This window comes from Arcobacter sp. CECT 8983 (assembly GCF_004118855.1).
Classification (GTDB): Bacteria; Campylobacterota; Campylobacteria; order Campylobacterales; family Arcobacteraceae; genus Halarcobacter.
In genome coordinates, this window is the sequence record NZ_PDKF01000002.1 from 97776 (window position 1) to 109807 (window position 12032).

The following is a 12032-nucleotide window of genomic DNA, read 5'->3' on the forward strand; positions in this document are numbered from 1 at the left end:
TTATATGAAAGAGAATTACAGAATTGACAAAGAATTTTAGTTTAGTTGGATTAGTATCTATTATTTTTGCTATGTTTATATGGGGAAGTTCCTTTATTGCATTAAAAGCAGCAATGGTAGATTTAGGTGAATATACAGTTATTTTTATAAGAATGGCTGCTGCTTCATTGTGTTTTATATTTTTTATAAAAAGATTTTTTACCTATGATTTTACGAAACGAGATATTCAATTAATTTTATTACTTGGATTTTTTGAACCTTGTTTATATTTTATATTTGAAGCAAAAGCTTTATTATATACTTCTGCTTCACAAGCAGGAATGATTACTTCAGTTATGCCTTTAATAACAGCTATAGCAGCTGGATATTTTTTAAAAGAGCTTATCTCAAGACAACTTCTATTTGGTTCAGTTATTGCCATGATTGGTGTAGTTTCGCTAAGTGTGCAAGCAGTAACAACATATTCTGCTCCAAATCCAATGCTTGGAAATTTTTTAGAGTTTTGTGCAATGATTTGTGCTACAGGTTATACGTTGGTGGCAAGATATTTAGGTGAAAAATTTTCTGCTCTTTTTATCACGGCTGTTCAAGCATTTATTGGCTTTATATTTTTTATACCATTTTTTATTTTTGAAATAAGTACAAAAGAGATGACTTTCTCTTTAGAAGCTGTCTCTTGGTCAATTTATTTAGGTATAGTGGTTACCTTATTAGGATATGGTCTATTTAATTTTGCATTAACCAAAATAGAAGCATCAAGGGCTGCAATGTTTGTAAACCTAATTCCTATATTTACACTTATTTTAGCCTTTATAATTTTGGGAGAAAAATTATCAATTGCAGAATTAGTAGCAAGTGCCACAATTTTATTTGGAGTTATTATTTCTCAAATTACTGTTAAAAGATTTAAGAGAAGAAAAATTTGATATATCTAACACTATTTTTATCAGCCTTTATTTCTGCAACTTTGTTTCCTTTAGGAAGTGAAGCATTGCTAGTTTATAACATAAATGAAGGTTATAATTTAGTGTATCTTTTAGCTTTTGCTACTGTAGGAAATGTACTTGGTTCTTTATTTAACTATTTTTTAGGACTAAAAGGGGAAGAGTATTTAGAGAAAAAAGCATATTTAAAAAAAGAAAAAATAAAGAAGTATAAAGAGTTTTTTGATAAATATGCAGCTTACTCCTTACTTTTTTCTTGGGCTCCTATTATTGGAGATCCTTTGACTTTAATAGCTGGTGTTTTCAAGTATAATTTAAAAAAGTTTCTTTTTTTAGTTTTTATTGCAAAGTTTTTTAGATATCTATTTTTAGCAATTGCAACTTTATATTTTGTTAATTAGTTTTTTCAATAGTTAAAAAAAAGTTTTTTAAAAAGCTTTTAATCTCGTCTAAAGAGGTCTTTTCTTTTTGATTTATACGGAAAGTATGGAAAAAGCCTATAGATACATTTACTAAGCCTTTAGTTAGGTTCCTAGCTTCTTCTATAAATAGTTTGTCTTTAATACCCTCTTCTATAAGAAAGTTTATAGTTTCAAGGTGTTCTTTATATATTTTTTCTAAAAAGTTTTTAAAGGTTTTATCTTTTTCATAATGACTAAGTCCTGCAAATATATTTAATATTATTCTATACTCTTCAAACTCTTTTTTGTAAATTGTAGTGAAGAAACATTCAATCTTAGTTTTTATACTCTTTTTTCGTTTTATTTCTTTTAGAGTTTTTTCTTTCCATTGCTCATAAAGACCTTCTGTTAGTTGTAAGATAATATCTTCTTTATTTTTGAAGTATTCATATAAAGTCCCTTTAGCAATATTTGATTGTTTTGCTAAAGAGGTTACAGTAAGGTCTTGATAGTTTGTTTTTAAAAAAGTATCAAGACACGATAGTGCCATGCACCATCGTTTTTGTTGTCTTTCTTTTTCTGTCACTTACTATTCTCTATGTTTTTTAGATAATTTTGAAATAAGAATAAAGAATAGAGGAATAAATATAATAGCAATAAATGTAGCACTAAGCATTCCTCCAATAACTCCTGTACCAATTGAGTGTTTACTAGCTGCACCTGCTCCACTACTAATAGCAAGTGGTAAAACACCTACTGTAAATGCTAAAGAAGTCATAATAATTGGTCTTAACCTTACTTTTGCAGCTTCTAAAGCAGCATCTACTAGTTTTAAACCTTCTTTTTGTTTTTGAATAGCAAACTCTACAATTAAGATGGCATTTTTAGCTGCAAGACCTGCAAGAACTAGAAGTCCAATTTGGAAGTAGATATTGTTATCTAAAGCTCTTAAGTTTGTTGCTAAAATTGCTCCAAATACTGCAAATGGTACAGCTAGAACAACTGAAATAGGAAGTAACCATCTTTCATATAAAGCACATAAAATTAAGAATAAGAAAATAATACCAAATATAAACGCCATAGCAGAACTTCCACCTACTTGTTTCTCTTGATAAGCAGAACCAGTCCAACTAATAGTATATCCTTCTGGAAGTACTTCTTTAGCTACTTCTTCAATTGCATTTAATGCATCCCCTGAACTATATCCATCTGCTGGTTGCCCAGAAACTTTTGCTGCTTGGAAAAGGTTAAATCTTTCAACAATATCAGCTCCAACTACTTTTTTATAAGAGATAAATGAGTTTATAGGAAGTAGTTCTCCACTTTTTGATCTAACAAAGATTTCTTTAAAGTCATCAATATTATTTCTATATTCTGAATCAGCTTGTAAATTTACTCTATAGGTTCTTCCATATAAAGAGAAGTCATTTACATAAAAACTTCCATATGTTGAAGTAATAGTGTTATAAATATCGTTAAGTTTTACACCTTTTGCTTTTGCTTTTGCTACATCTACATCAATTTTGTATTGAGGAATTGTTGCAGATAAAGATGTTCTAACTCCTGTTAATGCAGGTTTTGTTTTTGCTTTTTCAAGAATTTGATTAACTACCTTTCCTAAATCTTCAATAGAACCACCTGTTCTATCTTGAACATACATATCAAAACCACCAGTAATACTCATACCCATAATTGGTGGAGGAACAACAGCGAATGAGAAACCTTCACTTGTACCCATAAGTTGTTTAGAAAACTTGTTTAAAAGTGCTTGTGCACCTTGTTCTTCATTTGGTCTTTTACTCCAATCTTTAAGTTTAATAATTGTTGCAACTGTATGTGTTCTTTGAGCAGATGTAGTAAAGTCATATCCTGCAAGAGTAATGATATTTGCAACATTTTCATCTTTTGAAACAATAGCGTTTGTTTCTTCTGATAGTTCTATAGTTTTAGATAAAGAGTAACCAGGAGGATTAAATCCAAATACGAAAATTGTACCTTGGTCTTCTTGTGGTATAAGTCCTGTTTTCATTGATTTAAACATATCATATGAAACAAAAATAAGTCCACCATAAAGTAAAATAGAAATTAGTGAAAATCTAATAGTTTTTTTAACTAAAAATGAATAACCTTTTGTTGCATTTTCAAACATATTATTAAACCATCTAAAAAAGCCTTTTGGTTCTTTTGTTCTATTTTTTAGTATTTTTGTACATAGTGTTGGTGTTAATGTTAAGGCAACAAAACCAGAAATTATTACGGAAATAACAATTGTAATAGCAAACTGCCTATACATTTCCCCTGATAATCCACCCATAAAGGCAACAGGAATAAAGATAGCACAAAGAACTAAGATAATAGCAATTAAGGCTCCTGTAACTTCTTTCATAGCAATAAAAGCAGCCTCTTTTGGAGTTTTACCTTCTTCCATGTGACGTTCTACATTTTCAATTACAATAATTGCATCATCAACAACAATACCAATAGCAAGTACAAGTCCAAATAGTGTTAATAGGTTAATACTAAAACCTAAAATATACATACCTGCAAAAGCACCAACAATTGAGATAGGTACAGCAATAAATGGAATAACTGTAGCTCTCCAGTTTTGTAAGAATAGATACATAATTAAAATAACTAAGATTAAAGCTTCAACAAAAGTTTTTACAACTTCTTTAATAGATGCAGAAATAAAATCAGTACTATCATATGGAATACTATAAGTCATGTCTTCAGGAAAATCTTCTTGAGCTTTTACTAAAGCAGCTTTAATAGCATCTGCTGTTTCTAAGGCATTTGCCCCACTTTGTAAGAAAATACCAATAGGAATTGAAGCTGCATTATTTAGTCTTGTTTTAACATTATAATCAGCTGCTCCAAGTTCAACAGTTGCAACATCTTTTAGTTTTAAACTACTTCCATCTTCATTAGCTCTAATAATAATTTCACCAAACTGTCCAGGATTTTCAAATCTTTTTGGAGTTTGTATAGTATATGTATACATTTGTTTATTTTCAATTGGTTCAGCTGCAATTTTACCTGCTGCATATTGATTATTTTGTTCTTGTATGGCAGAAATCACATCTGTTGTAGCAAGTGAATATTTAGATAATTTTGTAGGATCCATCCAGATTCTAATAGAATAATCTTTTGCACCAAAGATTGTTGCATCACCTACTCCGTTAATCCTTTTTAGTGATTCAACCATATTTAAAAGTGCATAGTTTGATAAATATACAGAGTCATAAGTATCATTTGGAGATTGAAGCATAATAAACATAAGAATACTTGGACTTCTTTCACCTACAACAACACCTTGTCTTTGAACTTGTTCTGGCATTTTTGCTAAAGCTGCTTGAACTCTATTATTTACATCAATCTTTGCAGAATCAGGATCTGTTCCAACTTCAAAGAATACATTAATTCTTAATCTACCACTATCTTCAGCAACAGAGTTCATATAAAGCATGTTTTTTGCACCATTGATTTTTTCTTCTAATGGTGCGGCAACTGTTTTAGCAATAGTGTCCGCACTAGCTCCTGGATAAGAAGTGTTTACAATAATTTGAGGAGGTAAAACTCTTGGGTATTGTTCAATTGGTAAATTGAACATAGAAATTAATCCTGTAATAAAGATTATAATAGATAAAACCCCTGCAAATACTGGTTTTTTTATAAAAAATGAAGAAATCATAATTACTTCTCTTTATTTATAATTTGGACTTTTGTATCAGGTCTTAATTTTGCAAGATTACTAATTACAACTTTTTCATTTACTTTTAGACCCTCTTTTATAACCTTTCCTTTTTCTAGTAAGCTTCCAGTTTTAACAGGTCTTACCTTTGCAATATTGTTTTCATCAACTACATAAACCATACTTGTTTTTGCAGTTTTTAATACAGCATTTTCAGGAACAATAAAAACTTCACCTAAAGAAAGTCCTTGAATTTCTACTTTTGTAAAGTTCCCTACAATAAGTTCATTATTTGGGTTTTTAAATTTTGCTCTTAAAAGTAGAGTATCCGTATTTGAATCTATAGTAGGAGCAATGAAATCTATTTCACCATTTTCATAAACTTTTCCATTAGCAAGAAGATTAACTTTGACTTCTTTATTCTTTATTTGAGTTAAGAAGCTATCAATATCATCTTTTGGTAAAGAAAACTCAGCATGAATAGGGTTTGTATTTGTAATAGTTATTAAGTGTGAATTAGAAGCACTTGAACCTACAATATCACCAACACTATGTTTTTTTAATCCAACTATACCATCAATTGGAGCCTTAACATCAGTATAGTTAAAATTAATTTGAGCTTCTTTTAATGCAGCTTTAGAGCTTTCATATTGGAAAGTATAGTCATCAAAAGTTTGATTACTAATAGATTTTGATTTAAATAAAGCCTTTGCTCTTTCATAATCTTTTTTTGCTTTTGTAAAGTTTGCTTTTTTCATATTTAGATTTGCTAAATAGATATCAGGCTCAATTTTATAAAGCATTGTTCCTTTTTTTACAAAATCACCTTCATCAAAATATTTTTTCTCTAATGCACCTGAAACCCTTGCCATTACATCAACTTGGTCATAGGCTTTTAAAATAGTTGGGTAAGTTTTTTTAGTAGTATTATTCTCTTTATTTACGTTAAAAACTTTTACAGGTAAGCTTGGTTTGCTAGATGAAGTTTGTTGTTTCTTTTCTTCTGCTTTTTCTTGAAAGCATCCTGTAAAACCTACAACAGCTATTGTTGTAAGCAATAATATTTTTTTACTTGTTGTTCTTATCATCTAATATAATCCTTTAAATTTTTTCCACTGTGGTAGATAATATTTGCTTTTTTAATTTCTAAATCATATTTTGCATATTCTAATAAACTCATTGCATCATACTTTTCACTTAACGATTCAAGGAATGCGACATTTTCTATTAATCCATTTTCATATTTTGATTTAATTACTTCATAAGCACTAGTAGCAGCTTTTAAACTTGCATTTGCAGATTTAACTTTTAGTTTTGCAATATTATATGCTCTTTGTGCTAGTTGTAAATCTGTATCTGCTTTATTTTTTTCATATTCATATCTTGATTTTAGACTTAGATATTTTTTATATTGTGATTCATATTTATTTTTTGTTTCTCCAAAAGAGAAAAGATTCCATTTCATATTTACAGAAAATATATTTTGGTCTTCAATCGAACTATAAGCAGAATTATCATAATTGTAGTCATACTCTGTATATGTATTATCTAAAGTAATAGTAGGTAAGTAACCACTTTTTTGAACTTTTGCATTATCAAGTTGAGCTTTTACATCATATTCTAAAGCTTTTATATCTGCTCTTTCTGATTCACCTGTTACTTGATAGTCTTGTATATTTGAACCTTCAGTAATAGATACTTTTTTTCCAGTTATATACTCTAGGTTAAATAAAATAGTTTGTAAATCAAGTTCTATAGAGTGAAGGTTTACATTTTCACTTTCTACCCTTGAAATTATTTTTTCTACTTCATCTTTAGTTGTACTTCCCACATCTAGAAATCTAGTTAATCTTTTCTCTTGAGCTTTTAGTTGATCTATTTGTTTTAATTTTGCTTCTTTTTGTGCTAATAATGCAAGATAGTTAAAATAGTAAGATGCAACATCTAAAGCAATTTGATTTTTTGATGAATTTAAAGTCTCTTGAGAACTTTTGATACTCTTTTTATATTTGTTAAAAGTATTTGATCGTTTGTTTCCATCGTATAAAATAAAGTTTACACTTGCTGCTGTTCTTATTCCATTGTCTGGAACACTTGTTGTCTCTTCATTGGTTTTTGAATAAGAAGCACTTACATCTAACTTTGGATAGTAAGAACTCTTTACACTTTCATACTCTTTTTTTATTGAGTCAGTATCGTACTTATAAGAATCGATAAGTTGATTTTTCAATGATAAATCAACTAACTCCTCTAGGTTTTGGCCTAATAAAATAAGAGGTAAAAACATTGCTAATATAGATTTTTTCAAATAGCCTCCTTTTATATTTATATAAAAGTAACATAAGCTAACTTAAATATATCTTTCTAGAAAGATAAATAGTTTTAATTAATTTTGTGTTAAAATTTAAATATGGAAAAAAGATACATAGAAAAATTTTTTGATAATATGAAGCAAAAAGAGGAATATGATATATTTAATATCTCATTGCCTATTACCTTAATTTATAAACATAATTACAATAAAAATGAACAACTTTTTAAACAAAAGTATAATTTGATTCATTCCGATGTAGATGTTTTAGCAGCTTTATATTTCAACGGCAAACAGTTGTCCCCTACAGAACTTTATTCTGCAATAATATTTTCTTCAGGTGGAATGACGAAAGTTCTAAAAAAATTAAAAGCTTTAGGATATATTTCTAGGCAAGAAAATCCAAATGATAAAAGAAGTCAATTAGTTAAGCTAGAGAAAAAAGGTGAAGAAGTCTTACTTGAGTGTTTAGATGATCTTATTGAGCAAAAAAACGAGACATATAAATCACTAACAAAAGAAGAGATGAACAGTTTAAAGAAAATCTTGAAGAAGATTTCAATAAACTTATCTTAATGCTTCAATCCAATTAATAAGCCTTTCTATACTTTTAGGTTCTTTTTTAGAGATAAAAACAGATGGTTTATTTTTTCTGTTTTTTTCCACATCATTTTTAAACTCAGCTAGATCTACATTAACATATTCACAAAGATCAATTTTATTTGTAACAAGTAGATCACAAAACAGTAAACCAGCACCTTTTTTTCTTGGAATATCTGCTCCTTGGGCAACATCAATTACATAAAGATAATAATCAATTAATTCATATGAAAAAGTTGCGCTTAGATTATCTCCCCCACTTTCAATAAATATAAATTCTGGATTATATTTCTCTTCTAACTCTTCAATTGCTTTTTGATTCATAGAAATATCATCTCTAATTGCTGTATGTGGACATCCACCAGTTTCTACACCAATTATTTGATTGTCATCTAAATCAAGTTTACTTTTTAAATAGTTTGCATCTTCTGTTGTATAAATATCATTAGTAACAATTCCTAATGAGTATTTATCTTTTAAAAGATTTGTTAAAGTCTCAATAATAGAAGTTTTTCCACTTCCTACTGGTCCTGCAATACCAATTTTAATTGCCATTTGTTTTCCTTTTATGTAACGAACATTTTTGGTTCTAAATTTAAGTGAGAGAAAATAACCTCTTCAAATAAAGGGTTAAAGTTACTCATATTTTTAGAACTATTTTTTATTTTTTCTTCTATTCTTTCATCAAAACTAAAAAGTAATTGTTGTATTTCACTAGGTTTTATTCTTGAAATTTTTAAACTTGTACTTGCAATATTTATTAAATTCTTTTTACACCATAAAAGAAGAAAAGTATCTGCATCAAGACCTAACTCATAGGCATAAGAGCTTAAAATAAATAGTTCATTTCCGTAAGCTTCTTTATTTTTTACTTTTTCAAAATAGTTTTTTACAATTTTGTTTTTTATATCAAAATCTATATGCTTTAGGTAGTTTTCACCCAAATCTTTTGAAGCTTTTGCCCATTGGTAGCTTAGCATTGAAGCAAATTTTTTATCCTCTTTTAGAATATGATTTAGTTTTTCTTTCTTTAATAGAGCAAATACTTTTTTTACTACAGTAAACTCCATCTTTTGGTATTGGTCTTCAATTATATTTTCAAGGAAGTTTTTTAGGCTTTCTTTGTCATTTACAAAACCTAAAACAATATGTGGTTCTAGCCCAAATGAATGAACAAAAGCCCCAGATGGAAAAGCTCCATCAAGGAGTTGTAAAAATCTACTTAGTGCTTTAGTGGGTGTGATGTGCATTTCCATTTGGTTTAAATAAAACTTTACCTTTTTTTACTGTTACACTACTATTTTCTTTGCAAGAATTAATTATATCAGTAGTTGAAATATCTTCTAAAATAGTAATTTTATAATCTTCTATACAAATAGGTTGGTGTCTATTGCCTATTTCATATGCAATTCTAGCAAAGGTAATATGGTCATTAAATGTTAAAGTGTAAATATTATCCTCTGATTTAGAAACTTTGATTTTATATCCATCTTCACAAACTAAAATATCATCTTCATGAAGGTGAGTGTATTTTGCTTTTACTATAAACTCTTTACCCTCTTGAGTAATAGCACTTAAATTAGGTTTTTGCATATCAAACCAATCTAAAAGTACACTATCATCTGCTTGGATATCTTTTTTTATTTCAATTGCTTTTTTTATCATTTGTAGTCCTAAAATAGAAAATATTTTTTAGCCATTGGTAACTCTTCTTGGAAAGATGATTTTATAATCTCACCATTAACTTTTACATCATAAGTTTCAGGGTCAACTTCAATATCCCCAATAAAGTCATTTAACTTCATATCTTTTTTACCTATATTTCTAGTGTTTTTAACTGCAAGCATAGATTTATTTGTATTCATCTTTTCTACTAAACCATTGTCTAATGATAGTTTAGAAACAAATAGTGCACTTGTATTAGCTGCTGCTTTACCCAACTTGCCAAACATTGGTCTATACATATTTGGTTCAGGGGTTGGAATAGAGGCATTTGAATCTCCCATCATAGCTAAAGCTATAAATCCACCTTTTATGATAAGTTCTGGTTTTACTCCAAAAAATGCCGGAGTCCAAAGAACTAAATCTGCCATTTTACCAACTTCTACACTTCCTACATATTCATCAATACCACAAGCAATAGCTGGGTTTATAGTATATTTAGCAACAAATCTTTTGATTCTTTCATTATCACTTAGATTATCATCACCTTCAAGTGCACCTCTTTGTTTTTTCATAGAGTCTGCTACTTGCCAAGTTCTTGTTATAACCTCACCAACTCTTCCCATAGCTTGAGAATCACTACTTGTAATTGATATTGCTCCAATATCATGTAAAACATCTTCTGCTGCAATAGTTTTACCTCTAATTCTAGATTCTGCAAAACTTACATCTTCTGGAATTTTAGCACTTAAATGGTGACAAACCATAAGCATATCAAGGTGTTCTTCTATTGTATTTTTAGTATAAGGTAATGTTGGGTTTGTACTTGATGGTAAGATATTAGCAAGTCCAGCAACTTTCATAATATCAGGTGCATGACCACCTCCAGCTCCTTCAGAGTGGAAAGTATGGATAGTTCTTCCATCAAATGCATTTACAGTGTTATCTACAAAACCTGATTCATTTAAAGTATCTGTGTGAATTGCAACTTGAACATCAAAATCATCTGCAACTTTTAAACAAGTATCAATAGCATTTGGAGTTGTTCCCCAATCCTCATGAAGTTTTAGTCCCATAGCTCCAGCTTCAATTTGCACTTTTAAAGCTTCATAATTTGAACTATTTCCTTTACCCATAAAACCAAAATTTAATGGCAAGTCATCAACTGCTTCAATCATTTTATGGATATTGAATTCCCCTGGAGTACAAGTTGTAGCATTTGTTCCTGTGTTTGGACCAGTTCCCCCACCAATCATAGTTGTAACACCACTAGCTAGTGCTTCATCTATTTGACCAGGACTTATAAAGTGAATGTGTGAATCAATTCCACCAGCAGTGATGATTTTACCCTCTGCTGATAAAATCTCAGTATTTGCACCTATTTCTAAACCCTCAGTTATATTATCACAGTTGTATGGATTTCCAGATTTTCCAATAGCAGAAATCTTTCCATCTTTTATACCAATATCCCCTTTTACAATACCAGTATAATCAATAATCACAGCATTTGTGATGATTAAATCAGCAGTATCAACAGCAAGGGGAGATTGGCTCATTCCATCTCTAATAGTTTTACCACCACCAAATTTTGATTCTTCACCATAAGTTGTATAATCTTTTTCAATCTTTGCTACTAAAGAGGTATCAGCTAATCTAAATCTATCACCAGTAGTTGGTCCATACATTGAGGCATATTTTGCTTTAGAAATTTTATACATGGTAATTCCTTTCAGTCATCATACTCTACTCCCTATAAAATCTGCTAAGTTTTTCATAGCTTTTTCTTTAGTCTCTTTTTCATCTAAGTAACCATTTACAAGCCCATTAAATCCTGCAATATATCTTTTCCCTTTATATGGAACTACTTCAATCTCTTTTTTAGAACCTGGCTCAAATCTAACAGAAGTTCCACTTGGAATATTTAATCTTTGCCCATAAGCTTTTTCTCTCTCAAATTCTAAAAAGGCATTTGTTTCAAAAAAGTGATAGTGTGAACCAACTTGAATAGGTCTATCTCCTACATTTTCAACTTCTATTGTAGTTACAGGTGCATTTTCATTTAGTTCAATCTCACCCTCATCTACGAAGTATTCCCCTGGAGTTACATCTGTTTTTGTTTCAGGAATTGGATTATGTACAGTTACTAGTTTTGTTCCATCGTCAAAAGTAGCTTCTGTTTGAACCATATGTATCATAGATGCAACACCTGGCATAACATCATCAGCTTTTAAAACTTTAGTTGCATCAACCATAAGTTGGGCAACACTTTTACCATCTCTAGCTCCTTCAAGTATAAAAGAACTGATAATTGCAGAAGCTTCAGGAAAGTTAAGTTTTAGTCCTCTCTCTTTTCTTTCCCAAGCTAGCTTAGAAGCTGTATAAATTATCAATTTTTCTTGTTCACGGTTTGTCAAAAACATCAG

General features: G+C 29.5%; 12 protein-coding genes. 3 read left to right on the forward strand and 9 right to left on the reverse strand.

The genetic code is table 11. The features are described from left to right. The first annotated feature begins 23 nt into the window (after positions 1 to 23). Together CRV01_RS00550 and CRV01_RS00555 are read left to right on the forward strand one after the other, a co-directional pair. A complete protein-coding gene (locus CRV01_RS00550; protein ID WP_258238272.1) occupies positions 24 to 926 on the forward strand; it encodes a DMT family transporter in 903 nt (300 codons plus the stop codon). Continuing rightward, the gene (locus CRV01_RS00555) at positions 923 to 1345 is read left to right on the forward strand and encodes a YqaA family protein (protein WP_129006013.1); all 423 of its coding nucleotides are present in this window, start codon (positions 923 to 925) and stop codon (positions 1343 to 1345) included. The genes CRV01_RS00550 and CRV01_RS00555 overlap by 4 nt, the downstream gene beginning before the upstream one ends. Here CRV01_RS00555 and CRV01_RS00560 read toward each other — a convergent pair. Genes CRV01_RS00560 through CRV01_RS00575 form a run of 4 tightly spaced genes read right to left on the reverse strand, consistent with a single transcriptional unit; the run spans position 1338 to position 7344 of the window. Then, on the reverse strand, positions 1338 to 1895 hold the full coding sequence (locus CRV01_RS00560; protein ID WP_129006015.1) for a TetR/AcrR family transcriptional regulator: 558 nt from the start codon (positions 1893 to 1895) through the stop codon (positions 1338 to 1340). The genes CRV01_RS00555 and CRV01_RS00560 overlap by 8 nt on opposite strands. Positions 1896 to 1934: 39 nt before the next feature. Further along, complete coding sequence (locus CRV01_RS00565) at positions 1935 to 5036, reverse strand: efflux RND transporter permease subunit (protein ID WP_129006017.1); 3102 nt, start codon at positions 5034 to 5036, stop codon at positions 1935 to 1937. A gap of 2 nt (positions 5037 to 5038) precedes the next feature. Next, positions 5039 to 6124 carry an efflux RND transporter periplasmic adaptor subunit gene (locus CRV01_RS00570; protein ID WP_129006018.1) on the reverse strand — a complete coding sequence of 362 codons (1086 nt, stop codon included), beginning with the start codon at positions 6122 to 6124 and terminating at the stop codon, positions 5039 to 5041. Continuing rightward, positions 6121 to 7344: a TolC family protein gene (locus tag CRV01_RS00575; RefSeq protein ID WP_129006020.1), complete on the reverse strand. Its 1224-nt coding sequence runs from the start codon at positions 7342 to 7344 to the stop codon at positions 6121 to 6123. The genes CRV01_RS00570 and CRV01_RS00575 overlap by 4 nt, the downstream gene beginning before the upstream one ends. A gap of 102 nt (positions 7345 to 7446) precedes the next feature. On the opposite strand from CRV01_RS00575, the gene CRV01_RS00580 reads away from it, so the two are divergent. Then, on the forward strand, positions 7447 to 7923 hold the full coding sequence (locus CRV01_RS00580) for a MarR family winged helix-turn-helix transcriptional regulator (protein WP_129006022.1): 477 nt from the start codon (positions 7447 to 7449) through the stop codon (positions 7921 to 7923). On the opposite strand, the gene ureG is transcribed toward CRV01_RS00580, so the two are convergent. Genes ureG through CRV01_RS00605 form a run of 5 tightly spaced genes read right to left on the reverse strand, consistent with a single transcriptional unit; the run spans position 7915 to position 12029 of the window. Then, entirely contained in the window at positions 7915 to 8502 is a 588-nt protein-coding gene (ureG, locus tag CRV01_RS00585) for an urease accessory protein UreG (RefSeq protein WP_129006024.1), read from the reverse strand. The two genes, CRV01_RS00580 and ureG, sit on opposite strands and share 9 nt — an antisense overlap. Positions 8503 to 8513: 11 nt before the next feature. Then, positions 8514 to 9203 (reverse strand): urease accessory protein UreF, encoded by a 690-nt coding sequence (locus tag CRV01_RS00590; RefSeq protein WP_129006026.1) that lies wholly within the window; start codon positions 9201 to 9203, stop codon positions 8514 to 8516. Next, on the reverse strand, positions 9178 to 9612 hold the full coding sequence (locus CRV01_RS00595; RefSeq protein ID WP_129006028.1) for an urease accessory protein UreE: 435 nt from the start codon (positions 9610 to 9612) through the stop codon (positions 9178 to 9180). Before CRV01_RS00595 ends, CRV01_RS00590 begins: the two co-directional genes overlap by 26 nt. 8 nt (positions 9613 to 9620) lie before the next feature. Continuing rightward, the gene (gene ureC / locus CRV01_RS00600) at positions 9621 to 11327 is read right to left on the reverse strand and encodes an urease subunit alpha (protein ID WP_129006030.1); all 1707 of its coding nucleotides are present in this window, start codon (positions 11325 to 11327) and stop codon (positions 9621 to 9623) included. Positions 11328 to 11345: 18 nt separating this feature from the next. Beyond that, positions 11346 to 12029, reverse strand: coding sequence for an urease subunit beta (locus CRV01_RS00605; RefSeq protein ID WP_129006032.1), 684 nt, complete (start codon positions 12027 to 12029; stop codon positions 11346 to 11348). Positions 12030 to 12032: the final 3 nt, after the last annotated feature.